This is a genomic window from Mycobacterium sp. 141, from assembly GCF_000382405.1.
Lineage (GTDB): Bacteria > Actinomycetota > Actinomycetes > Mycobacteriales > Mycobacteriaceae > Mycobacterium.
Map to the genome: position 1 here is coordinate 22,044 of NZ_KB908265.1, position 23,056 is coordinate 45,099.

Here is a 23,056-nt window from a genome sequence, read left to right on the forward strand (position 1 = left end):
GGGTGCTTGGGGTTAAGCTGGCCAGATGGTTTGGCATGGATTGCTGGCGAAGGCGGCGACGACGGTGATCACCGGGGCGGTCGGCGTCGCGGCGTACGAGGGATTCCGTAAGGCAGTCGCAAAAGCACCGGTCCGGGAGGCTGCGGTGACGACGACCACGTGGGCCTTGCGCGGCGCACGCAAAGCCGAAGAGGGGGCGGAAGCCGCCCGACTGAAGGTCGGGGACGTGGTGGCCGAGGCGCGGGAACGAATTGGTGAGGAAGTGCCGCCTCCCGCGGCGGCCGAGGTCAACCACGACCACGATCACTGATCGCTGTGGCAGCCGTGGACGTGGTGTCCGATGCCGCGGGCAGAATGCGTGTGTCGGCACCGTGGATGTGCAGGGATGCCGTGCGTGCGGTGGCGATCGAGGACGCAGTGGGCGCGGTGCCCGGTGTGCGTGCAGTGCATGCGTATCCGCGGACGGCGTCGGTGGTGGTCTGGTACTCACCGAAGCGGTGTGACCGCGCCGCGCTGGTGGCTGCCATCTCCGCGGCTGCGGCCGTGGAGCGCCGTCTTGTTCCGGTTCGCCTCCCACACTCCGCCGATATCCACAACGCCGATGTCGTGCGGATGGCCATCGGCGCTATAGCTTTGGCGCTGTTGGGTATTCGCCGTTACGGGTTCCGCCGTCCGCCATTGCTCGGACCAACCAGTCGAATGTTCGCCACCGGGGCGACGATATTCACCGGCTATCCATTCCTGCGCGGTGCGCTGCGGACTCTGACCGGTGATCGCACCGCCGGCACCGATATGCTCGTGTCGGCCGCAACGGTCGCCAGCCTGGTGCTCCGCGAGAACGTGGTGGCGCTGACCGTCCTGTGGCTGCTCAACATCGGCGAGTACCTCCAAGATTTGACGCTCCGGCGCACCCGCCGCGCCATTGCCAATCTGCTTCAGGGCACGCAGGATACGGTTTGGCTTCGGCTACCCGACGGAACCGAGGTCGAGGTTGCCGTTGACACAGTGCGTATCGGCGATGAGGTCGTCGTGCACGAACAAGTGGCGATCGCGGTCGACGGCGTCGTCAGCGATGGGGAGGCGATCGTCGACCAGTCGGCGATCACCGGTGAGAATCTCCCGGTCGCTTTGATGCCGGGGAGCAAGGTCTTCGCAGGCTCGGTTGTTGTTCGCGGGCAGTTGGTGGTGAAAGCCGAGGCCGTCGGACGACAGACGACGATCGGCCGGATCATCAGTCGGGTCGAAGAGGCACAGCAGGACCGGGCACCCATCCAGACGATCGGTGAGAACTTCTCGAGGCGTTTCGTGCCGGCATCGTTCCTGCTTTCAGCCGTGACACTCGTCGTCACCAGAGACGTACGGCGCGCGATGACCATGCTCCTGGTTGCCTGCCCGTGTGCGGTAGGCCTGTCGACTCCGACCGCGATCAGTGCGGCGATCGGCAATGGCGCCCGACGGGGGATCCTGATCAAGGGTGGCTCGCACCTTGAGGAAGCCGGCCGGGTTGACGCCGTGGTGTTCGACAAGACCGGCACACTGACTCTCGGTCGTCCGATCGTGACCAATGTCGTTGCCTTTCAAAAGGAATGGGAACCTGAGCAAGTCCTGGCCTACGCTGCCAGCTCGGAGATCCACGCCAAGCACCCGTTGGCCGAGGCTGTCATCCGATCGACCAAAGAAAGGCATATCGAGATTCCTCCGCATGAGGAATGCGAGGTTCTGGTCGGTCTGGGAATGCGTATCAGGGCCGACGGGCGCACGCTGCTGCTGGGCAGCCCGTCGTTGCTACGGCAGGAAAAGGTTCGCGTGACCAAGCGGGCTGTGGAGTGGGTGGATGAGCTGCGCGCCCGGGCCGAGACGCCGCTGTTGCTCGCGGTGGACGGCAAGCTGGTGGGCCTGATCAGCCTGCGTGACGAGGTGCGCCCGGAGGCTGCGGCGGTGCTGGAGAGGTTGCGGGCCAGTGGGGTGCAGCGCGTGGTGATGATCACCGGCGACCATCCCGACGCCGCTGCCGCGGTCGCAGCCGAACTGGGCATCACCGAGTGGCGTGCGGAGGTCATGCCCGAGGACAAGCTCGAACTGGTACGTGAACTGCGCGAGCAGGGACATACCGTCGCGATGGTGGGCGACGGCGTCAACGACGCGCCGGCCTTGGCGGCAGCCGACATAGGCATCGCGATGGGTCTGGGCGGAACGGATGTTGCCGTAGAGACCGCGGACGTCGCGCTCGCCAGTGATGACTTGCGCCGACTGCTCGATGTGCGGGCGTTGGGCGGGCGGGCGGTCGACGTCATCCAACAGAACTATGCGATGGCCATCGCGGTCAACGCGATCGGACTCGCGATCGGGGCCGGGGGCGCACTGTCGCCGGTGCTTGCGGCGATCCTGCACAACGCGTCGTCAGTTGCGGTGGTGGCCAACAGTGCCAGGCTCATCCGTTACGAACTTCGCCAGCCAAAAGCGGACGACACCAGCACGTAGTGATATGAAACGGCCCCGATTTCGGGGTATGTCCGGGGATCGGCGCTTTGCAGATCTAGTTTTGAGAACTCGCACGTGAAAGATTCAGGTCTGCCCGCAGACGTAGTGGGAGGTTCGCTCGATCCCACCCGCCGGCCGCGATCCAGTTGCACGCGCTGCGCGCGTCGGCGTCGGTGTTGACGGGGCCGATCCAGATCGCTGCCGCGTTCGGGACTCGATCAACCGAGCACGGCTGTAGGACGAGTATCGGGGTACGATCGGAATTTATTGTTGCACAAGTGAATTCCCCTAACAGGCAGTCCGTGCTCACCAGGACTGCATGCGGGCATTGGCGTATGACGTTACTCAGCAAGCCGATCAGGAGGGATTGCGGCTCTGCCGAGCAATGCCTGCAGATGGCAAGGGTGAATGGATCGCAGGTATAGACCCGGTTCGGCATATGCGCGCCTTTCGCGTGGCGGACGTGGCGTGTCGATCCTTGTCGAAAATTATTTTCAATAAGCCAACTCGCCGAGCGTAGCACTGAAACTCGTTATGAAATAAGGGTTTTCTGCTCAATAACCCGTCAATGGTGCGACTGACGTGATGGTGAGTGACGGAGGTAGGTCTTCCTAATGAAAATGATTATCATTAACATGGGGTCAGGCCGAGGGTTCGTCCGGAAGAGCTTCCGAGCTCGGACACAGGGGAAAGATTCTCGTTGTTCGAAGGAGATTGCATGTCTGACCGCCGGTTGTCGCCAGAACAGGTGGAGGTGACGGCGTGCCGTGGCAGCGCCGGCCGGAAAGTGCGGTCATGAAAGTCATTGCAACACGTAGGATTTCCTTCACATTTGACGGAGGATCACCGTCGCGCCGGCACTTTGTCGCCAATGACATCGCAATGAGTCATCTGGTGGCGCTCTTGTCCGGCTTCTTCCCCTCTGGGGAAGAGTTCTTTATTCACTCTGTCCGGCGTTACCGTGAACAGATCGTCGACTCAGAGCTGAAAAAGCAAGTCGCTGGATTCATCGGGCAAGAGACGACCCATGGTTTACATCATCGGTCTTTGAACGCGGAATTGGGCAGGATGGGTTACTGGGCCACGCGCGCTATCGATCGCCTCGGTACGAAGATGGTCAAACGTTTTGAGCGGCACCGTGATCATCTTCCAGATGGCATAGCCAGATTCGCTTTGGCCAGCACGGCAGGCGTAGAACACCTGACCGCAGTGTTGGGGGCCCAGGTGTTGAGCACACCTTGGGTTCAGCAACAACTGACCGACCCGGAGGTCCGGGCAATGTTGAACTGGCATGCGATAGAGGAAATGGAACACAAGGCGGTTGCATTCGACGTATATCGGTACGTCGGTGGAACCGAGCGGATGCGCACTGCCGCCATGGCAACTGTGCTGTTTCTGTTTCTCACCAGGACAGTTGTGCTTCTGCTATCGATCGGGTCGGATACCTGGGCATGGCGGCACCCGGTCAAGACCGCCGGCAGCATTGCCGCGTTACCTCGTCAGCCGCTGTTTCACGGGGTGCTTTCTCAGATTCGGGATTACTTCAGAACTGGATTCCACCCCGACGATATCGACCACAGTGAACTGCTCGAGCGTTGGCGCGAGGAGTATTTCGGTTCAGAGGGCACGCTTCTGGACCATCTGAAGTAGCCCCAAAATGCCAGGCATGTCAATCTGCGTGTCGCCGCACCGCAATCACATTGTCTGTCACGGTGGCGGTTTGACCGTCTGGGCCGACGACCTCCTTGTCGACACAGGACACCCGCAGCTGGTCCCACAGATCGTCGTCCAACTGCAGTGAGGCCAGTACCTCTTGGGGTGACAAGAATTGGTGCTCAGAGATTTTCCACGACCATGGTGCTGCCGAGCCATGATCCACAATCAGCAGCGTGCCTCCTGGCCGGACCGCGTTCACAGCCCGTTTCAGGATCTCCGGTCGGTGAAAACGAACCGGTGAGTGCAGGTACTGTGCCGACACAAGATCGAATGAGCCGACCGGAAAGCTATCGGACAGATCATGCTGTTGAAACTCGATCGACTCGTCTACGTGTAGCTGTCGGGCGAAGTCGGCGGCGAGCCGCAATGCACTGGGTGCGACGTCCACCGCGACGACTCGCCACCCGTGTTGCGCAAGCCATATCGAGTCGCCGCCCGTGCCACAGCCCAGGTCCAGCGCCTTGCCGGGAACAAGTTGGGATGCGAACTCGACGAGTGGGGCGTTCACACGTCCTGTCGCCGCTTGGCCTGCTCTGCGGTAGATCGAATCCCAGAATTCCCGCGCGTCACCTTCCGGATCGTAGGCCGGGGTGCTGGATTGGCTTTTGCCGGACGTCTGGTCTTGCATGGCATCATCGTTTCGGCCGGCGGCAAATTATGCAACCGTACTTGCCGATTCGGCAACATCTCTTTCAGGGAAGCTCGACTTTTCCTGCAAGCCAGCGGCCGTCGACCTTTTCCATGGTCATCCTGATCCTGCTGCGATCCAATCGCGGTTCGGGCGACGCGGCGTTGCTCACCGACTGGTCGACAAACATCAACACTTCGACCTTGTCGGTCGACACCGATTTGACGGCTGACTCGACGACCAGGCCGTGCGCGGTGGCATTGTTCTCGACCAGGAGCTGCCGCAGTTGCGCGCTGGACTGGGCATACATGTCCTTGAAGGCTCCGGTCGATCCTTCGGCGGCTTGCCTAAAGTTCTCGTCGAGCTTGCCTGCGTCGATATTGGTCAAAACCCCGATGAATTGCTGTGCCGCAGCCAGACCCTCGCGGGCCGCCGTATCTCTGTCGCGTTGTGCCTTCCACAGCCAGCCCAAAACAACCGGACAGACGAGAACGGCGGTGGCCACAAGTGCGGCTATGGCCTTGACGATCGGTCTGGCGTGGATTTTCTCGGCCATGGGCGCTCCTGACAGACTGGGGATTACGCGTACTCGGGTCGTAGCACGGGTGATAACGCAGTGAGCGGTATGTGCGCTTGTACGGTGCCGCCGTCCATTGACCAAACCGGCATGCCCGGGCTGTAGTCGACCGGAATATCATGCGCGACTGGATAGTCGGGCATGTAGATGATCAATGAATCCGGTGTCAGCGCCCATGACCGGTAGCCACCGGAGTACACCTTGTCCGGTGTCCAGCGATCCGGGGTGAATGGATAGGTGCCGGGTTGATGTGGGGGCGCAGCCCGGTCCAAGGCCTCGCTCACGGCTGGTGCTGCCAGCCGTGGAATATCCATCAGTGGATCGGCTCCGGGTCGGACGATATCTCTCAGCTCGAGTTCTCTGCGGGTCGCCATGTCGAACGTGAACGTGCGGTATGCGTTGTTGATCGCAGGCCCGTCCGCGTGATAGTCCTCGTGGAATACCACCGAGAGTGTCGAGTCATGCCTGAACACCTCGAAGTTCGCCTCGCCGTAGCTGTCCTGAGCCATGTCCACGGCCTTGGCGCTCCAATTCTCATACAGGGCATGCAGATACTCGCGGATCGCGGTGTGGGCGACCGGGTTATCGATGACCTCGCCTGGAATCGCGATTCTGATATCCCTGTTGGCATTGCGCACCGAAGTCACCACCGTGCGGCAGTAGTGGCCATCGAAGTCTCCGCCGAGCTCGGTGCAAAACGCTTCCGAGGAGGCACGCGCTGTCGGCGCACCCAGGAATGCGAGTCCGACCGACATTGCGACGAGTATGGCTACCTTCGGCATTTGGACCACCTCACGGAAGTTCGACTTTGCCGGCAAGCCATCGGCCGTCGACTCTGTCCATGGTGATTTTCATGCGGCTGCGGTCAACCCGGGGATCGGGCTGAGCAGTGTTGGTCACGGTCTGATCGACCATCAGCAGGACGACAACCTTGTCTTTGGACACGGACTGGATTGCCGAATCGACCACGGTCCCATGGGCAGTCGCCTTGTTGTCGATGAGCAACTGTCGAAGTTGCATGCTGGATTGCGTGTACATGTCCTTGAACTCGCCCGTGGCGCCGTCAAGAACACGAGTGAAGTTGTCGTCAACCTGATCGCTGTCGATACTGGTCAGCGTCTGCGCGTAGTCGATCGCTGTCTGGAGGGCCTGGCGGCCCGCCGAGTCCAATTGCCACTGTTGCCACAGTTGCCAGCCGAAAAGGCCCGAGAACGTAAGTGCGGCAACGAGAACCATACCCACCCCTACCATGGTCAGGTGGCGAAGTCTGAGCCCGCGCCGCCCGACCCCCGGTTCGCCGGTGTCTGCGTCGCTGGCCCCGCTCTCGCCGTCCTCGGGTTCCTCTGCGGCGGTCGGCTCTTCAACAACGACTTCGGCGGTGTCGTCTTCGGTCTTTGACGTCACGGTTCGTTCCTTGGTTCACGTTGCGGTTGAGGGCCGGCCCTGGCGGAGCCCCATGTGGCGGCGGCCACATTCTTGCTTGACAGCGGGGTTGGCGTTGACACCGTCTCCAGACGACCTTACGTTAAGACGATAACGAAAACCATTTTCATTAAGACTTCTTGCTGAAGCCACTGGGAGGGGGCTGCGATGGCTACCGTCGCCGCAAATGCTCAACAGCCGCACCTGAAAGATGGGGAACATCAACCAGGTTGGTTCGTCAGCCGTCGTGTGGACATCTTCTTCGTGTTCGGCCTCGGCGCCCTGCTGTCGGCGGTACTCTTCGCTGCCGAAAGTCACAAGGGGATATTTCTCATTGGAGCAGTGGCGTTCTCGTTGCTGTCCGACTTACCGCATGTGCTGACCACCACGGCACGAATCTGGCTGGATCCGCGGGAACGGACGCGGTATTGGCGGCACTATGTGATCAGTTTCGCGGTAGTCGGCACGATCGTCGGTGTGCTTTGGTTCGGCGGTTGGCTGGTGCCGCTACTGGCCGTTTGGGCGTACTGGCAGGTATTCCATGTCCTGAAGCAGCATTTCGGGATCATGAACATCTACGCGGCGAAGAACGGATACAAGGGGCCGCGGAACCGCCTCAAGTACGCTCTTTATGCCATCTGCCTCGCCCCGGTGATCTACCGGGCCAGCCACGGGCTGCACTTTTCGGACTACGAGGTGTTTGGTCACCGCCTGCCGTTCTCCAATCTCAGTGTGCCCGTCCCGCCGATACCGAGCGTGCTCGTCGTCGGTGCGTATGTGATCGCCGTGGTCCTGGTCGCTAGGGCCGTTTGGGAGCAGGTCAAGCTGCGGCGTGCGGGACAGACCGCCCTACCCACCATGGCGGTGGCCACCCTTGTCATCGCCGCGTTGTCCTACAACCTGTCGTATCTGCTGGTGTCGGATCTGTTCGCGCTCATTCTGATCGCCACCACCACTCACAGCTTGCAGTACCACCTGATCAACTGGACGAGAAACAACACCAGATTCGCCGCTTCGGCGGATCCGGCTGAGAAGAAGCTGTTGTTGGCCCGGCTCTCGACTCGAAAGGCGCTCCCGCTGTATGCCGCTTGCTTGGCCGGTATCGGCATTCTCGCCGGACAGTTGGACACGGTAATCTTCGCTGTCCCACTGATGTTCGTGTTGCATCACTTCTACATGGATGGCGCCCTCTGGAAAAGCAAGGGAAATCCCGAGCTTGCGCACGATCTGGGAATCGTTCGTGCTAAATGAGTACACATCTACGCGGTCTCCGCGGAACGGCAATGCGTGGTCTCTCAACGCGCGCGAGGTGGCGTCGCGCACAGAAGTAAAGGACTTCGTGCAGCTACCGTGGCGTATCTATCGGTACGATGCGCAATGGCGGCCGATGCTGCGGCGCACCATGGTGGCAAAGATGAACGCGGGCAAGAATCCGCTGCATCAAGAGGTCGAAATCGCGAACTTCGTTGCGTACCAATCGGGACGTGCGGTCGGACGTATATCGGCGAGCATTGATTCCGAGTACGTCAAACGGTACGGCGACTGCGCCTTCTTCGGTCACTTCGAGTGTCCGCCGGACGACGACGTAGCCGAGGTGTTGCTGACCGCCGTCGAGCGGTGGGCACGGCGTAGGGGGATGACCAAAATAGTTGGACCGTTCAGCTATTCGACACGTGAGGAGGTAGGTCTGCTCATCTCGGGCTACGGCAAGCCGCCGACTCTCATGCAGCCCTACAACCCGATGTACTATCCGCGACTGATCGAATCCGCTGGGTATCAGAAGAAGTTCGACACCGCCTCGTATCGGTGGGACGCCGAGGGTAGCAGCGAGATTCAGCGACGCTTGGTCAGACGCGCCGACGCGGTGATGAGAACGCAGAATGTGACGACCCGGCCGGTACGGATGTCGGAGTTCGGCAACGAACTGGAGGTTCTTCGTAGCCTGTACAACGACTCGTTCGCCAGGCATCCGGAGAACGTCCCGCTGAGCAAAGCAGTGTTCGAGGGTATGGCCGCGGAGATGCGACCATTGATCGACCCGAATATCGTGCGGATCGTTGAAACCGACCGACAGCCAGTCGGGTTTCTCTTGATGTTGCCCGATATCAACGAAATCGCCGGACGGTCGGGAAGGCTCACACCGTCGACACTGTTACGGATTGCGACTCGACGTAACGGACATATCCGCGGCGTCGACACCGCGGTCGTGGTGCTCATCGGCGCTGTCGAAACACAATTCGGGGCGGGCATCGGACGAGTCCTGGCGGGGGAGATCGTCAAGACCATCACGGGCAGCGGGTATACGTCCGTCGCCACAACCTGGGTGCACGAAGACAATGTCTGGTCGAATTCGCTGGCGGCTCAGATGAAGACCGACCCGGAGAAACGGCACCGGGTCTATCAGAAGGCGCTGTGATGACCGGTCGCATTCTCGTCACCGGAGGTGCCGGTTATCTGGGTCGCGCGCTTGTCGCCGAGCTCGCACGCACCGGCGATCCCGTGAGAATCGTGGTAGGCCCCCAGGACCAAGCTGGCATACCGGAGATTCCTGAACTCGACGTGGAGATCGTTCGGGCTGATGTCACCGATGCGTGCAGCATCGACCGTGCAATCCGGGGTGTCTCGTCGATCTACCACCTCGCCGGCATTGCTTCCCCGAATTCTCGTTTGGGCCATGCCATCTGGAATGTGAATGTACTGGGTACCTATCATGTCGCGCGGAGCGCACTGCGCCATGGCGTCGGACGTGTCGTTCATGTGTCGTCGACAGCCGCTGTTGGCTATCCGCCGGACGGGGTGGTGGCCGACGAGTCGTTCGATGTCCGGGAATCGGTTGTGGACAACGTCTATGCCGCGACCAAACGTGCAGGCGAGCGTGTGATGCTGGACTTCGTTGAGCATGGCCTTGAGGTGGTCGTGATAAATCCCGCGGCCGTTTTCGCACCGAGATCCGGCACTGTGCGTTCTTGGCAGGGCTTGTTGTCCGCGGCGCGAAGCGGACTCTTACGAGTCGTTCCCCCCGGCGGTACCGCTGTGTGTTCGGCTCGGGATTTCGTGATAGGTGCCACTGGCGCAATGGTCAAGGGTGAGGTCGGCCAGCGATACATTCTCGCGACCGAAAATCTCACTTACCGCCGGATCGCCGAACTGCTCATCGACGCAGTGGGTCGACGGCACAAGGTCAGAACCGCGCCTGTGGGCGTGCTCCGGGCGATTGGTGCAGGCAACCGGGTGGTGCGGGATCTGGTCGGCGGCCCACATGCGGAAGATGCCTTGATACCGGAGAACGTCGAATTGATGGCCCGTCAGGTGTATTACGCGCCCGACAAAGCTGTGCGCGAACTGGGCATTCCAAGAGTCTCTGTCCCTGAACTGATTTCGGAGTTTATTCGATGAACGTCGATACCCGGCAAGCCTCGTCCAGGAGGCCTGGCTCCAAGGAAGTGCTCGGCATTTCGATGGCCGAGGCGCGCTCACTGGTCGCCGATCTCTCGGCTCGAAGGCAGTGGATCTACTGGGGCGACCTCATGGTGTGCGCGGGGATCGGATACGTCGCGTTCGTGTTGTGCCCGGCCGATGACCTACTGTCTGCACCTGCTGTCGTGTGCATGCTGGTCGCGGCGCTGGCCTTTTACCGGGCGGTGCTGTTCGTACACGAGATCGTCCACGCGCCGGAAGAACTGCGCTGGTTTTCGGTCGTCTGGCATGTTGTCTGCGGAATCCCTTTTCTGGTACCGAAATTCACTTACGAGTTTCATCAGGATCACCACGGATCGCGTACTTACGGCACTGCTGAAGACGGCGAGTATGTGGCCTACGCCAGCGAGCCGCGCTGGCGGGTGATCGCGTTGCCGTTCACCGCGTTGCTCGGGCCGGTGGTGTTCGTCGTGCGCTTTCTGGTTTTGGCTCCGCTGAGTTGGCTGGTTCCGGCGTTCCGTTCGTACGTGTTGACGCGCGCCTCGGCACTGATGATCGATGCGGACTATGTCCGGGTGCTCCCAGCCGACAGAACCCCGCGCTCTTGGCTGGTGCAGGAGTTTGCATGTTTTTCCTACCTCGTGGCGATGATGGTGCTGCTGGGCCTTGGTGCGTACTCACCCAACCGACTGCTCGAGGCATACGTGATCGTCGCAGCGGTGCTGTTCGTCAACTGGATTCGGGTGCTGGCAGCCCACCGCTACGAGAGTGAGAACGAACAGATGACATTCTCTGAGCAGGTGTTGGATTCGATCGACCATCCGTCACTGCCCATCCTCGGCGAACTATGGGCCCCGCTTGGGTTGCGCTTTCACGCAGTACACCATCTATTTCCCAAGCTGCCGTACCACCAACTCGGCAAGGCGCGTCGGCGTCTGGCGGAAGCGATTCCGCGCGATGGCGGGTACTGGGTGACCGAGGACCGGTCACTGACAGCTTCGATCCGGCGGTTGCTGGCCCGCCCACGCACCTCTGCTCGAGTGTCGCGTTCCGCTGGGGGGTCGGCATGACCTTGGCGCGATCATCTTCTGCCGTGCGCGAATCGGGTGCTGCCACCTATTCCCGGCGGTTGCCGATCCGGCCCGTGGAAGCGGCCGGGGCTCGGCTGCGTGACAGTGACGGTCGCTGGTACGTGGACTGCCTGGCCGCGGCCGGGGCAATGTCGTTGGGGTGGAATCACCCCGTTGTACGTGAGGCCGTGGTCAAGACGCTCGATTCTGGAGAGCCGTGGCAGTCACTGGACTTCCACACCCCGACCAGGGAACGGTTCGTCGAGGACCTGCTGTCCATCCTGCCGCCGGGAATGGCGGCGGCCGGCCGCATCCACCTGTGCTCACCGAGCGGTGCCAGCGCTGTCGAGGCCGCGTTGATGCTGGCCGAAATCGCGACCGGCGGCCGCGAACACGTCGGCGTGCAAGGCGGATTCCACGGTTGCACACGTGCGGCACGCGCCGCGAGTTCCGGTGGCGGGCTGCGGCAGCAGCCCGTGGTGCTGTCACCGCGGGCTACCTTTCTGCCTTACCCGCAGGATTACCGGTGCCCGTTCGGGGTCGGCGGAGAGCGAGGTGTCGACCTGGCGGTAGCCGCTGTCGAGAGTCTGACCCGACCCCACACCGCGGTGACGTCTCCCGCGTCGATCATCGCGGAGTTCGTTCTCGGGGAGGGCGGCGTGATCCCTGCGCCGTACCGCTGGGGCCAGGCGCTTCGCGACGGAGCGGAGCGCCTCGGTGTGCCACTCATTGCCGACGAGGTGCAGGCCGGGATGTTCCGTACCGGACCGCCGTGGGCCTTTCAGCATTGCGGCGTGGAGCCGGACATCATGGTGATCTCCAAGGGGCTCGGATCCGGTCTGCCCATTGCCGTCCTCGTGGTCCGTGAACAGTTCGACGTGTGGGAACCTGGCGCATTCACCGGCACCTTCCGTGGTAACGCAATGTCATTCGCCGCTGCCAGCGCCGTCATCCGGTTCGCGGTCGAGACCGGATTGGCCGACCAGGTCGCGGTGAACGGGCGAATATTTCTCGAAGGGTTGACCGCGATTGCTGCGCAAACGGGCATCATCGGTGACGTTCGCGGCGCCGGCTTGATGTTGGCTGCCGAAATCATCGATCCGGCAACTCCGTGGGATCAGATTGGCGGTGCGCCGGCTCCTCAGCTGGCCGAGCAGATCCAACGGGCCTGCCTGCAGCACGGCCTCATCGTTGAAACCGGTGGTCAATACGGCAATGTCGTGCGATTCCTGCCGCCACTCGTCATCGGGGAGCGCGACATCGCGGCCGCACTGGATGCTTTCGAGGCCGCGGTGCGCCAAGTCGATAGCCGACGATCGGCGGATGCCGCCCGGGCGGGGGCACGGTGAAGGCGGACCCCAGCCCGTTCGCGGCAGACTTCGTCACTGCATCCGGTCTGAACGGGTACCGCGAAGCGATGATGCTCGCAACCACGTGGGTGGGCACCGAGTTGGCCGAGCAGCCCACACCGGGGCTGGTGGAGGGGTATGCAGACCTGAAAGAAGCCGTCGACGCCTTGCCCCTTGATATCCCGGTCGGCATCGGTCTGCCGGGAGCGCTGGGGGAGGCGGTCAATCTGCTGGCTCGAAACTCGGCGGCGGTCACCCATCCCGCCTACCTCGCTCATCTGCACTGTCCTCCGACGGTGGCCTCGCTGGCCGCCGAAGTCCTGATAAACGCCTTCAATCAGTCGATGGACTCTTTCGATCAGGCGCCCGCAGCCACCGCGGTCGAACAGCGGGTGATCGAATACCTCTGCACCGCCATGGGATACGACCACGGTTCGGACGGCACCTTCACCAGCGGTGGAACCCAGTCCAATCTTGAGGCGCTGTTGATCGCACGCGACCTGTTCGCCAAGAGAACTCTCGGTTGGGACGTCGCCACGCGCGGTCTGCCTCCCGAAGCACCGGCGTGGCGAGTGCTGTGTACCCGGCAGACACATTTCTCCGTGCAACAAGCACTACGAATCCTGGGCCTGGCGGCCGCACCGGTGGAGATCCCGACCGACTCGGCCGGACGGTTGAACATCGGGGCGCTGGCAGACGAGGTGGCCAAAGCGGCTACGGCGGACACCCCGATCATGGCACTTGTACTCACGGCGGGCACTACCGATTACGGTGCGATCGATCCGCTGCGGGAAGCGATTGCCGTTGCCCGAGAGCGGAACGTCTGGATTCACGTGGACGCCTGTGCCGGCGGTTGTCTGGCATTCAGCGATACTCATCGCCATCTGTTGTCCGGTATCGAGTTGGCTGACTCGATCGCCATCGATTTTCATAAGCTGATGTTCCAGGCGATTAGCTGTAGCGCGTTGTTGGTACGCCAAGGGAAGTCCTTCGATGTCTTGGCCGGCCACGCCGACTATCTGAATCCGGAACAAGACTCTGATCAGGACGTGGTGAATCTGGTAGGCAAATCGATCCAAACCACACGCAGATTCGATGCCCTCAAGGTTTGGGTCACCCTGCGCGCGTTGGGGCAGCGGCGCATCGCCGAGATGGTCGATGCCACCTGCGCAGCCGCTGCAGCTGCCGCCGAAGCGGCGGACCGCCATCCCAGCCTGGCCCTGCTGGCACCGGTAATGACAAACACCGTGGTACTACGTTGGCAGCACACAGGTTTGAGTGATCTCGAGTGCGATGAGATCAATAACGCCATCCGCACCAAGCTGGCGCACTCGGGTCACGCTATCGTCGGCAGATCGAAAGCTGCGGGACACCAGGCGATCAAGCTCACCTTTGTCAACCCCCTTGTAACCGCTGAGCTGGCCGCCGGCACTGTCGCCGCGATTGCCGAGCAGGGCGAGCAGATCCTCCGAACCCGCGGAAGGGAGTTCACCACCGCATGAGTGACCAGATGGAGCGTGTCGAACGGATTCGAGCGTCGGACGATCGATTTCCGTGGGCGAAAAGTGTCGAGTACGAGATTTTCGGTCTAGAGAACAACTATGCGGACGAGTCCGATGTCGCTGCGACGGAAATGGTGCACTACCGTCCGTGGGAGCAGTCCTCAGAGATATTCGTGAGCTTCACCGATGATTCCCCGGACGAGCCGGTCGGAGTCCTAAGAGCCCTGAGGGCGGATTCCGAACTGGGCCTGGACAGTTTCAGCACGCTGCGCGACGGCCGCAACTATGCAGTGGACGGCCATCCGGCGCGGAACTATATCCACCCATGGTGGAATTCCTTCTTCGAAGGTATAGCACCACAACGGGTTGCCGAGCTTGCTACGCAAGGAGTGCGCAAGAAATACCGCCGTGTCGGCATGATCGAGCAGCTCTGGCAGGCCTTCTTCGGCAGCCTCGCGGCCGACGGCGTCGAGTTCGTCACGGTCGCGCTCGTGGTCCCGCTATTCGAGTGGTACAGCCATCTGCTGTCCGATCGCATCCAACAGATCGGTGAGATCATGCCCCGCTACATTGGCGCCGACAGCGTTCCGGCAGTGGTCGACATCAGCGGATCATTCGTCACCGACGCCACCCGCACCCTCGACCGAAATGGGGGCTCACTGTTGGCGATGGCCACCAATTCAACACTCTTGCACTCTGATTAGGGGAACCATGCGATCGATACACACCAAAGAGCACGTGTTCAAGAAGGTCAGTGAAATCGACTGCCCGATCGACCGGGTGTGGGAACGTGTCACCACACAAGAGGGGATCAACGACGAGATGGGCCCCTACATGAAGATGACCATGCCACGTCAGTTCCGTGGCAAGTCGATCGCTGATGTGGCGCCTGGTACGCGGATCGGTAAGAGTTTCTTGTTGCTTTTCGGGTTTCTCCCCTTCGGTTTTGACGACATCACCATTGCCAGGATCGACCCAGGACACATGTTCCGTGAGGAGTCGGTCATGACCGGGATGCGGATCTGGGTACATCACAGGACCCTGGAGCCGTTGGGAGACAAGACGATTGTGACCGATGAAATCACGCTTGCCCCGCAAGCGCCGATGGGTCTGATTCCCGGCTGGGGCAGCCTCATGAGCAGGGTTCTCTCTGCTTTCTTCAGCCACCGGCACCATCGGTTGAACCGGAGTCTGACCGCCACTGGTGTTGCGCGGTGAACCGGATCGGGGTGGGCGCGGCCGCCTGGGTGGTCGCGTCGGCTCTGCTCGGCGGCTGCACATCGGTGAATGCCGAAGCCGGACAACCGGTTGGGCACGCCTACAAACTTCTGAAGTACCCAGACGCCGTGGCAGAGGCAGCCAACGAGCCCCGCCAGGACTCACCATTCGGCAGCTATCCGCTCGAGATATCGGGATCGGTGACCTACCTCGACGAGACGACGGCGCTGCCGACATCGGGGACGTTGACCATCGGCCCGGGACCGCGGCGTGGCGAGGTACAGATCGAGCAGTACTACTCGGGCGACCGCTTCCCATACGAGACCGGGATGGTATCCACCCGGGACGGCGCAAGCACACTGGATGCGATAGCGATCGTCAACCCGCTGGATTCCAGGGTCTCTTTGCAATGCGCCGTGGACGGAGGTATTGCGTTGGGAGACATAGCCGAATCGCGTGAACTCAAGGGCACGTGCGGTGGCGGCTCCACGGTGACCGGTACCGTGCGGGCCGAGGGCACCCGCCAAGCCAGTTGGCGCGGCAAACCGGTCGAATTGACCCGAACCGTAGTTGAACTCGATGTTTCGGGGGTGAGCACCGGATCGATTCACCAGGTGAACGAGACGCCCAGAGGAGGGAGCTTTCCGCTCCACACCGCTCTCGACGTGAGTCTGACAGCTCAAGGAATCCACATGACGGAAAAGCTGGAACGCAACGTCCTGCCCAAAGTCGGAGACTGATACACCGATGTCTGACGAGAACCAAGAGAATTCGTCGCCGGCCTTGAGTGCGGTCGACGTCGTGAAGTCCTATCCGGGTTCGGAGGTCAACGCTGTCGACGGGCTCAGTTTGACGGTGCCGACCGGGATCGTCTACTGCCTGCTCGGCCGCAACGGTGCAGGTAAGACAACCACCATTCGTATGGCTACGACGTTGCTGCGCCCCAGCAGCGGGCAGTTGGAGGTGTTGGGAATACCTGTCGATGACACCGAGGAGCTGCGGCCGCTCATCGGCGTTGCGCTACAGGAAGTCGCTCTCGACCTTTGGATGTCCCCGATCGAACAGGTACGCATGAGTTTGGCAATGGCCGGCTGGTCGAAGGACGATAGGTGTCGGCGCGAGGACGAGCTGGTCGAACAGTTCGGTCTGGGGAGCTACCTGAACCGCAAAGTGGGCGCGCTGTCCGGGGGGATGCGGCGCCGAGTCGACGTGGCACTGGCGGTGGCTCACAACCCTCGAATGCTCTTCCTCGACGAACCCTCCACCGGCCTCGACATCGAGGGCAAACAAGAGGTGTGGAACGCCATCAGGTCGCTGCGGTCGCAGGGCCGCACGGTTGTGCTCACAACCCACGATATGGATGAGGCGGTCGCGCTGGCGGACGAAGTCGGGATCATCAAGGACGGCAAATTGGTCGCATCCGGGTCGACGCAAGAATTCACCAGAAGCCACGGCTTCGTCGTCGATATCTCGGCGGGTGGGGGAATATCGGAAGACGCTGTGCGACAGCTCAATGATGCCGGTTACGCAGTGGAGCGAAGCAACGGCGCCGCGCTCACTACCACGTTGACGTCCGCGTCCGCGTCGGCGCTCGGACAGCTCAGTGCTGACCTGAGTCGATTGGGCTTGGCCGATGCAAACATCGAAGTGCGGTCGACGTCGCTGCGGGATGCGTTCCTGGAGGCCACCCGATGAGCGCGCAGGTAGGCCTCGATGAGGCCACGGCGCAAACGTCGATGAGCACCCGGAGAAGCTCGGCCATGGTGAACACCCTGCGGCTCTTCCGACGGTATGTCGTCGTCGGGCTGCGCCAGCCGGTGTTCGGCTTCATCTTCCCGATCGTCTTCCCAGTGGTGCTGGTGATTTTCGTGCGGTCGATGTTCCAGCGAGTCGCCGATCTCCCGGGTTTTCCGTTGTCGTCCTACACGGCTTATATCGCGCCGGGGTTGATCATGTTGATACCCATGCTCGGCGCGGGTTACGGCGCCGGCACCCTCATCGACGAGATCCGCTCGGGATTCACCGACCGGCTCCGGCTGTATGGCGTGTCCACAAGCCAGATCATGGCCGCCAAGTACGGCTTCGAGATGTTCCGGATCCTGCCGGCGGCAATCATTGTCATCGGATTGCTTGCGCTGCTCGATGCGCCGTTACGCGCCGGCGTGCTCACAGCGGCGCTGCTGATCGTGCTCATGTTCTTGTGGTCAGCGGCCTACAGTTCGCTGTTCTACCTGGTGGCGCTGCGGACCCTCAATCCCCAGGCGCCGGTGGCGATGCTGCCGCTGGCTCTGCCGGTACTCTTCGTCAGCCAGGCGCTGATGCCGTCGGTGTTTCTTTCCGACTGGCTCAGGATCAGCATCAACGTAAATCCGTTCTCTCACATCGTGTCGGCGGCATCGACCATCATGTACGGCGAATTCGACACCATGGTGGTGATCAAGGGTTGCCTGGTGGCCGTTGGAATGTTCGCAATCTTGCAGATACCTATTTATTTCGTAATGCGCAAGAAGATCGGAAAGTAGGAAACCACATCGTGTCAGAAGTACGGAGTTTTCTCATCGAATTTATTGCCGACGAGCTCGAGTTGCCCACTGAGCACGTGAATGATTTCTCAGAAATGGTGGGGGACTTGGGTTTCGACTCGCTGTCGTTTGCCCTTGGCGTCGCTGAGATCAAGAATCAGTTCGGCGTGGTGCTGAGCAAAGACGACGTCTTCGAGTGCAAGACTCTCGGCGCGTTGGTCGAACTGGTTGAGAATCGGCGGCTTGCGGCATCGGGGGCGGCAGCGCTGAGTTCAGCGGGGGATTCGTGAACGCAATCATGGAGAGGCTGTGCGCCGGTGCCGATGACACGGTCCGCGGCCTCACCACTGCGCCTGTTGACGAAGATGGCCGGTCCCGACTCGGCGACATGACGACGTCCTCCTGGGCACACGTACACGAAATGGCCCGCAGCGTCGCGGGGGCATTGCAGGCAAGCGGGGTCGAACCGGGGGAAGCCGTCGCCGTGCTGGCCGGCGCTCCGGGCGAGATTGCCCCACTGGTACAGGGAATTTGGATGTGCGGTGCCTCGGTGACGATGCTGCATCATCCAACCCACCGAATGGACTTGGCGCTGTGGGCGGCCGACCTCGCTGCCACGCTTTCCGCGATCGGGGCCTCGACCGTGGTGGTGGGGTCGCCCTTTCGATCCGCGGTAGGCGAACTCTCCGGTGTCGCTCGACGGGTTCTGCAACTTCCTGAGCTGTTCGGCGGGGCATCAGGTCGGATTGTGAGCACACCAGACGATGCGATCGCGTTTCAACAACTGACCTCTGGTTCGACCGGGCGGGCCAAGGCGGTAACCATCAGTTATCGCAATATCGAAGCCAACTTGCGGGGAATGCAAGCCGCATCAGGAGCGGATCCAGAGTCTGACGTTGTGGTCAGCTGGTTGCCGCTCTTCCACGACATGGGCATGATGGGTTACCTCATCGTGCCCATGTGTCTGGGCATCGAGACGGTCAAGGTGACTCCGGTGGACTTCTTGAGCGATCCGCTGCTCTGGGCAGACCTGATAACGAGGCACGGCGGCACCATGACTGCGGCCCCGAACTTCGCGTACTCCTTACTCGCTCGTCGCCTGCGCAAGGCAGCAGATGGTGCGTACGACCTGTCGACACTGCGGTTCGCGCTCAGCGGTGCGGAGACGGTGGATGTGAAGACACTGGAGCGACTCTTGGTCGAGGGGGCCAGGTTTGGTTTGCAGAAAGAGGCCATCATCCCTGGCTATGGTATGGCGGAGGCAACACTGGGGGTGTCGCTCGTCCGACCGGGCCAGGGCTACACGCTCACCCCACCCCATCCTGAACTGGTAGCGAGCCAAGAGGATTCCGCTCAGCGGGTGGCGCTCGGGCCGCCGTTGCCGGGCTGTGAAATTCGAGTGGTGGCCGAGGACGGCTCGGAGGTGACCTCGCCGGCCATAGGTGAGTTGGAGGTCCGGGGCGAAAACGTCACCCGTGGGTACCGCACCGCAGACGGTGTCGAATCCGTCACGGATTCCGACGGTTGGTTTCGCACCGGGGATATCGGCTACCTGACCGATGACGGTCAACCGGTCATCTGTGGTCGCAAGAAGGACGTTCTCGTTGTCTCGGGGCGCAACGTCCACCCCGAAGACATCGAACGATCGGTGGCGGACGTGAACGGGGTTCGGGCTGGCGCTGTTGCAGCGGTGAGGTTCTCAACTGCGGGGGTCGGTGAGGGATTCTCGATGGTGGCCGAGTCCGCATTGCATGGCGACGGTGCGGAAAGGGCAAGAATCCGGACCGAGATCGCCGACCGTGTCTATCGAAAGCTCGGAATCAGTCCTCGCACGGTGCATCTGGTACCTGTGGGCTGGATACCGAAAACCTCGTCGGGCAAGCTGCGCCGGTCGGAGACCGCCGATCGATTACATCGACTAGGGGAGGGTGAGCTCGCCAGATGACAGTGCGGGATCGGGACGCCCGCGCTGTCGAACTGGTATCGGAAAGGGCTGTAGCGCTGAGGGACTGGGGTGCCGGATTCATACAACGTCACCCCATGGCGGCGCTCGCGACTGTTGGTGACCAGGTAGAACTGGGTGTCCACACAGTTCGTTGGTTCTTCATCGATATGCTCACCGGACGATTTCAGTGGATCGAGTTTGTTCGTCAGGCTGCTTTCATGGCCGGCGCTGTCGTGGTGCCGACGATCCTCGTGGCGTTGCCGATAGGCGTAACCCTGTCGATCCAGTTTGCTCTGCTGGCGGGTCAAGTCGGAGCTTCCTCGTTGGCCGGCGCGGCCAGTGGCCTGGCGATAGTTCGCCAGGCAGCCTCGTTGGTTGCTGCTCTGTTACTCGCCTCTGCGGTGGGGGCCGCGATGACCGCTGATCTGGGCTGCCGGACCATGCGTGAAGAGACCGCCGCCATGGAAGTCATGGGTGTTTCAGTCGTGCGACGCCTTGTCGTACCCCGTTTTGCCGCCGCAATCATCGTCGGCGTGGCGCTGACCGGTGTGGTGTGCTTCGTTGGTTTCCTGTCCAGCTACCTGTTCAATGTCTACGTCCAAGGTGGATCGCCCGGTAGCTTCGTCGCCACCTTTGCGTCCTTCGCCACCACGGGAGACATGCTCCTCGCACTGTTCAAGTCGGCCGTGTACGGGGCAATCGTTGCGGTGGTGTCCTGTCAGAAGGGCCTTGCCGCGCGAAGGGGGCCAGCCGGAGTGGCCAATGCCGTCAATGCAGCGGTGGTGGGATCGGTCCTGGTCCTGATGATCGTCAACGTCGCCGTGAGTCAGCTCTACGCAATGCTTTTTCCGAGAACAGGTCTGTGAAGTGACCGAATCACTCGTCATGCGGCCGGTGACGCGGTTCGGTCATCTCGTCGCATTCTTTGCCCACGCTGTCGCCGGAGTCCCGCTTGCGCTGCAACGGTACCGGCGAGAGTTCTTTCGGCTGCTGTCCGACATCACCTGGGGCAACGGTTCGATCGTGGTGGGGGGCGGTACCGCAGGCGTCATTCTTGTTCTGGGGCTCACCACCGGGGCGTTGATCGCGATCGAGGGCTACCGCTTCCTGGATCTGCTCGGGCTCGGACCGGCAACCGGCGTCATCTCGTCTTTGGTGACCACGCGCGAACTTGCTCCGATCATGGCGGCACTGGCATTTGCGGTTCAGGCCGGCTGCCGGTTCACCACACAGATCGGTTCCATGCGCATCTCCGAAGAGATCGATGCGATGAATTCCCTTGCAATCAGGCCTATCCCCTACCTGGTGACAACGCGCCTGTTGGCATCCGTCGTAGCGATCATCCCGCTCTATGCGGCGTGTCTATGCATCTGCTATCTGTCGTGTCAGGCCGTGGTGGGCGTCATCAGCGGTGGCTCACTCGGCTCATACCTGCATTACTTCACATTGTTGATCAGTGGGCCGGACATCATCTACTCGACGGTGAAGGCGGTCGTCTTCGTCTGGATCGCGGCAACGGTGCAGTGCTACTACGGATTCTGTGCGAACGGCGGCCCTGAAGGGGTCGGAATAGCTGCCGGCCACGCCATGCGGGCAAGTATCACCCTGATCATCATCGTCAATATGTTGCTCACGATGGCGCTATGGAGTGTGAATTCGACTGCCAGGTTCGGCGGCTGATGATGGCGGATCGGGTTGACTTGGACGGCAACTACCTCACCGGTAAGCAACTGTTCTTGCGCGGAACCGTCGCACTCGTCGTCATCGGCCTCGTTGCGGCGGCGCTCGTGGTCAAGTGGACCGGACTGTTGGATCGGAGTGTGCACGCCATCGCCGAACTGCACAACATCGGTGACGGTCTGCCCAGCAGGTCGGATGTGAAGTTTCGGGGCGTCCTCGTCGGTATTGTCGAGAACGTCACACCAGGATCGGGCGGGAGACCGAATCTGGTCGGTATCCGGTTGAATTCAACTTATGCACAACATATTCCGGCAAATATCACGGCTCGGGTGGTGCCCAGCAACGTTTTCGCGGTGTCCTCACTGCAGCTGGTCGACAATCAGGAGAATGTAACCGGCACACCGATTCACGATGGTGCGCACATCGCCGAAGACACCGCGCTGCCGACCGTGCTGTTTCAAACCACCATCACCAAACTGCGGGACATTCTTGGTGCAGCGGGCCGCGGCCGCAATGACCACAGCGTAGGTATCCTGGCCGCCGTCGGCGCCGCAACCAACGACCGCCGCGGCGAGCTGTTGACCTCCGCCGCACAGCTCGACCGTCTTATCGACCAGCTGAACGGAATCGTTGCCACCGATCAAGAGCCGTCCACTGTCTCGGCCCTGGTCGCAGCGGCACAAGGCTTGTCCCGGACCGCCCCAGACCTCGTCGACGCTTTACACGAAGCTGTCGGTCCGATGCGTACCTTGGCCGAGCAGCGTCGGCAACTCGACAGCTTCCTGTCCGCAGGTGCGCATACCGCAGGGACAACCGTTGAGGCGCTGGACCACCAGGTAGATCGGCTCGTACAGATCACCACGGATCTCACACCGGTGCTTGGTGTGCTGGCGCAGAATGCCCGCCATTTCGTGCCGATCAGTCGGCGGATGACCAGGTTTTCCGACACCTTCTTCGCCGAGGTTTGGGACTCTGAACTAGACACCCCGCGCGGGCGGGTGAACCTGTCGTTCACACCGTCCTATACCTATACCCGCGCCGACTGTCCGCGCTACGGCGCGCTCCTCGGTCCGAGTTGCTTCACTGCGCCTCAGGTACCGGTACGAGCCGACCTTCCGGAGGTACTGCTCCCGCAGAACTATCAGCCGCCACCCGACCTCGCTCCACCGGCAGGAACAATCATCGGCGATGACGGCAATCTCATTGCTGTCGGCCCGCCACTGGTCAATCCGAACCCAGACCTGCACGATCCCAATCCGCCGCTGCCGCCGGGAGTCTCGCCGGCGCTACCTGTTCCCGGCAGCGCCGCACCACCACCGGTGACACCTTCGAACGACACCGCCAGTCCAGCGGCGCCCGCATCTTTCGGCGGCAATGTCGGGCCGGTCGGCAGCACATCAGAACGAGACCAGTTGGGCAGGATTCTCGGCCAGCCGGCCACGGTGGCCGGTCAACTGCTACTCGGCCCCGCCGCGCGCGGAACCACCGTCACGTTGACTCCGCTGGGCGCAGCGAAACCCAATCCGTAG

23 protein-coding genes are annotated in these 23,056 nt (G+C 61.7%); 19 read left to right on the top strand and 4 right to left on the bottom strand.

All coding sequences use genetic code 11. The features are described from left to right. The first annotated feature begins 25 nt into the window (after window positions 1-25). The 3 genes from H276_RS0115010 (at window position 26) to H276_RS0115020 (ending at window position 4,131) form a co-directional block, all read left to right on the top strand. A complete protein-coding gene (locus tag H276_RS0115010; protein WP_019972126.1) occupies window positions 26-310 on the top strand; it encodes a DUF1490 family protein in 285 nt (94 codons plus the stop codon). 44 nt (window positions 311-354) lie between these two features. Next, window positions 355-2,481, top strand: coding sequence for a cation-translocating P-type ATPase (locus tag H276_RS0115015; RefSeq protein ID WP_196807930.1), 2,127 nt, complete (start codon window positions 355-357; stop codon window positions 2,479-2,481). 795 nt (window positions 2,482-3,276) lie between these two features. After that, window positions 3,277-4,131 carry a metal-dependent hydrolase gene (locus H276_RS0115020; RefSeq protein WP_051111454.1) on the top strand — a complete coding sequence of 285 codons (855 nt, stop codon included), beginning with the start codon at window positions 3,277-3,279 and terminating at the stop codon, window positions 4,129-4,131. A gap of 19 nt (window positions 4,132-4,150) precedes the next feature. Here H276_RS0115020 and H276_RS0115025 read toward each other — a convergent pair whose 3' ends face one another. The 4 genes from H276_RS0115025 to H276_RS0115040 all read right to left on the bottom strand — a co-directional run bounded on the left by H276_RS0115025 (window position 4,151) and on the right by H276_RS0115040 (window position 6,806). Continuing rightward, complete coding sequence (locus H276_RS0115025) at window positions 4,151-4,825, bottom strand: bifunctional 2-polyprenyl-6-hydroxyphenol methylase/3-demethylubiquinol 3-O-methyltransferase UbiG (protein WP_019972129.1); 675 nt, start codon at window positions 4,823-4,825, stop codon at window positions 4,151-4,153. Between the two features lie 64 nt (window positions 4,826-4,889). Beyond that, window positions 4,890-5,381, bottom strand: coding sequence for a hypothetical protein (locus H276_RS0115030; protein ID WP_019972130.1), 492 nt, complete (start codon window positions 5,379-5,381; stop codon window positions 4,890-4,892). A 23-nt stretch (window positions 5,382-5,404) separates the two neighbouring features. Continuing rightward, window positions 5,405-6,184, bottom strand: coding sequence for an RsiV family protein (locus H276_RS0115035; RefSeq protein WP_019972131.1), 780 nt, complete (start codon window positions 6,182-6,184; stop codon window positions 5,405-5,407). Between the two features lie 10 nt (window positions 6,185-6,194). After that, the gene (locus H276_RS0115040) at window positions 6,195-6,806 is read right to left on the bottom strand and encodes a hypothetical protein (RefSeq protein ID WP_019972132.1); all 612 of its coding nucleotides are present in this window, start codon (window positions 6,804-6,806) and stop codon (window positions 6,195-6,197) included. 186 nt (window positions 6,807-6,992) lie between these two features. On the opposite strand from H276_RS0115040, the gene H276_RS0115045 reads away from it, so the two are divergent. From H276_RS0115045 to H276_RS0115120, 16 genes are read left to right on the top strand one after another with little or no spacing between them, the layout of a single operon-like run. Further along, window positions 6,993-8,075, top strand: a complete 1,083-nt coding sequence (locus H276_RS0115045) for a hypothetical protein (protein ID WP_026357026.1) — start codon at window positions 6,993-6,995, stop codon at window positions 8,073-8,075. Beyond that, entirely contained in the window at window positions 8,005-9,240 is a 1,236-nt protein-coding gene (locus tag H276_RS0115050; RefSeq protein ID WP_369758484.1) for an N-acetyltransferase, read from the top strand. The genes H276_RS0115045 and H276_RS0115050 overlap by 71 nt, the downstream gene beginning before the upstream one ends. After that, entirely contained in the window at window positions 9,240-10,220 is a 981-nt protein-coding gene (locus H276_RS0115055; protein ID WP_019972135.1) for an SDR family NAD(P)-dependent oxidoreductase, read from the top strand. The genes H276_RS0115050 and H276_RS0115055 overlap by 1 nt, the downstream gene beginning before the upstream one ends. Continuing rightward, window positions 10,217-11,311, top strand: a complete 1,095-nt coding sequence (locus tag H276_RS0115060) for a fatty acid desaturase (protein WP_019972136.1) — start codon at window positions 10,217-10,219, stop codon at window positions 11,309-11,311. Before H276_RS0115055 ends, H276_RS0115060 begins: the two co-directional genes overlap by 4 nt. Then, window positions 11,308-12,660: an aminotransferase class III-fold pyridoxal phosphate-dependent enzyme gene (locus tag H276_RS0115065; RefSeq protein ID WP_026357028.1), complete on the top strand. Its 1,353-nt coding sequence runs from the start codon at window positions 11,308-11,310 to the stop codon at window positions 12,658-12,660. The genes H276_RS0115060 and H276_RS0115065 overlap by 4 nt, the downstream gene beginning before the upstream one ends. Next, on the top strand, window positions 12,657-14,162 hold the full coding sequence (locus H276_RS0115070) for a pyridoxal-dependent decarboxylase (RefSeq protein ID WP_019972138.1): 1,506 nt from the start codon (window positions 12,657-12,659) through the stop codon (window positions 14,160-14,162). Before H276_RS0115065 ends, H276_RS0115070 begins: the two co-directional genes overlap by 4 nt. After that, window positions 14,159-14,866 carry a hypothetical protein gene (locus H276_RS0115075; RefSeq protein ID WP_019972139.1) on the top strand — a complete coding sequence of 236 codons (708 nt, stop codon included), beginning with the start codon at window positions 14,159-14,161 and terminating at the stop codon, window positions 14,864-14,866. The genes H276_RS0115070 and H276_RS0115075 overlap by 4 nt, the downstream gene beginning before the upstream one ends. A gap of 7 nt (window positions 14,867-14,873) precedes the next feature. Next, entirely contained in the window at window positions 14,874-15,380 is a 507-nt protein-coding gene (locus H276_RS0115080) for a hypothetical protein (protein WP_026357029.1), read from the top strand. Continuing rightward, window positions 15,377-16,120: a hypothetical protein gene (locus H276_RS0115085; protein ID WP_019972141.1), complete on the top strand. Its 744-nt coding sequence runs from the start codon at window positions 15,377-15,379 to the stop codon at window positions 16,118-16,120. The genes H276_RS0115080 and H276_RS0115085 overlap by 4 nt, the downstream gene beginning before the upstream one ends. A gap of 7 nt (window positions 16,121-16,127) precedes the next feature. After that, entirely contained in the window at window positions 16,128-17,075 is a 948-nt protein-coding gene (locus H276_RS0115090) for an ABC transporter ATP-binding protein (protein ID WP_019972142.1), read from the top strand. Between the two features lie 41 nt (window positions 17,076-17,116). Further along, window positions 17,117-17,902 (top strand): ABC transporter permease, encoded by a 786-nt coding sequence (locus H276_RS0115095; RefSeq protein ID WP_036461169.1) that lies wholly within the window; start codon window positions 17,117-17,119, stop codon window positions 17,900-17,902. An 11-nt stretch (window positions 17,903-17,913) separates the two neighbouring features. Next, window positions 17,914-18,192 carry an acyl carrier protein gene (locus tag H276_RS0115100; RefSeq protein ID WP_019972144.1) on the top strand — a complete coding sequence of 93 codons (279 nt, stop codon included), beginning with the start codon at window positions 17,914-17,916 and terminating at the stop codon, window positions 18,190-18,192. A gap of 8 nt (window positions 18,193-18,200) precedes the next feature. Beyond that, window positions 18,201-19,847, top strand: a complete 1,647-nt coding sequence (locus H276_RS0115105) for a fatty acyl-AMP ligase (RefSeq protein WP_051111460.1) — start codon at window positions 18,201-18,203, stop codon at window positions 19,845-19,847. Next, window positions 19,844-20,713 (top strand): ABC transporter permease, encoded by an 870-nt coding sequence (locus H276_RS0115110; protein WP_019972146.1) that lies wholly within the window; start codon window positions 19,844-19,846, stop codon window positions 20,711-20,713. The genes H276_RS0115105 and H276_RS0115110 overlap by 4 nt, the downstream gene beginning before the upstream one ends. Window positions 20,714-20,732: 19 nt before the next feature. Then, window positions 20,733-21,527 (top strand): ABC transporter permease, encoded by a 795-nt coding sequence (locus H276_RS0115115; protein WP_019972147.1) that lies wholly within the window; start codon window positions 20,733-20,735, stop codon window positions 21,525-21,527. Between the two features lie 2 nt (window positions 21,528-21,529). Then, a complete protein-coding gene (locus tag H276_RS0115120) occupies window positions 21,530-23,056 on the top strand; it encodes an MlaD family protein (protein ID WP_036461171.1) in 1,527 nt (508 codons plus the stop codon).

Coding starts and splice junctions, on each gene's coding strand:
- H276_RS0115010 (WP_019972126.1), top strand. CDS start 26: ATGGTTTGGCATGGATTGCTGGCGAAGGCGGCGACGACGGTGATCACC.
- H276_RS0115015 (WP_196807930.1), top strand. CDS start 355: ATGCGTGTGTCGGCACCGTGGATGTGCAGGGATGCCGTGCGTGCGGTG.
- H276_RS0115020 (WP_051111454.1), top strand. CDS start 3,277: ATGAAAGTCATTGCAACACGTAGGATTTCCTTCACATTTGACGGAGGA.
- H276_RS0115025 (WP_019972129.1), bottom strand. CDS start 4,825: ATGCAAGACCAGACGTCCGGCAAAAGCCAATCCAGCACCCCGGCCTAC.
- H276_RS0115030 (WP_019972130.1), bottom strand. CDS start 5,381: ATGGCCGAGAAAATCCACGCCAGACCGATCGTCAAGGCCATAGCCGCA.
- H276_RS0115035 (WP_019972131.1), bottom strand. CDS start 6,184: ATGCCGAAGGTAGCCATACTCGTCGCAATGTCGGTCGGACTCGCATTC.
- H276_RS0115045 (WP_026357026.1), top strand. CDS start 6,993: ATGGCTACCGTCGCCGCAAATGCTCAACAGCCGCACCTGAAAGATGGG.
- H276_RS0115050 (WP_369758484.1), top strand. CDS start 8,005: ATGGCGCCCTCTGGAAAAGCAAGGGAAATCCCGAGCTTGCGCACGATC.
- H276_RS0115055 (WP_019972135.1), top strand. CDS start 9,240: ATGACCGGTCGCATTCTCGTCACCGGAGGTGCCGGTTATCTGGGTCGC.
- H276_RS0115060 (WP_019972136.1), top strand. CDS start 10,217: ATGAACGTCGATACCCGGCAAGCCTCGTCCAGGAGGCCTGGCTCCAAG.
- H276_RS0115065 (WP_026357028.1), top strand. CDS start 11,308: ATGACCTTGGCGCGATCATCTTCTGCCGTGCGCGAATCGGGTGCTGCC.
- H276_RS0115075 (WP_019972139.1), top strand. CDS start 14,159: ATGAGTGACCAGATGGAGCGTGTCGAACGGATTCGAGCGTCGGACGAT.
- H276_RS0115080 (WP_026357029.1), top strand. CDS start 14,874: ATGCGATCGATACACACCAAAGAGCACGTGTTCAAGAAGGTCAGTGAA.
- H276_RS0115090 (WP_019972142.1), top strand. CDS start 16,128: ATGTCTGACGAGAACCAAGAGAATTCGTCGCCGGCCTTGAGTGCGGTC.
- H276_RS0115095 (WP_036461169.1), top strand. CDS start 17,117: ATGAGCACCCGGAGAAGCTCGGCCATGGTGAACACCCTGCGGCTCTTC.
- H276_RS0115105 (WP_051111460.1), top strand. CDS start 18,201: ATGGAGAGGCTGTGCGCCGGTGCCGATGACACGGTCCGCGGCCTCACC.
- H276_RS0115110 (WP_019972146.1), top strand. CDS start 19,844: ATGACAGTGCGGGATCGGGACGCCCGCGCTGTCGAACTGGTATCGGAA.
- H276_RS0115115 (WP_019972147.1), top strand. CDS start 20,733: ATGCGGCCGGTGACGCGGTTCGGTCATCTCGTCGCATTCTTTGCCCAC.
- H276_RS0115120 (WP_036461171.1), top strand. CDS start 21,530: ATGGCGGATCGGGTTGACTTGGACGGCAACTACCTCACCGGTAAGCAA.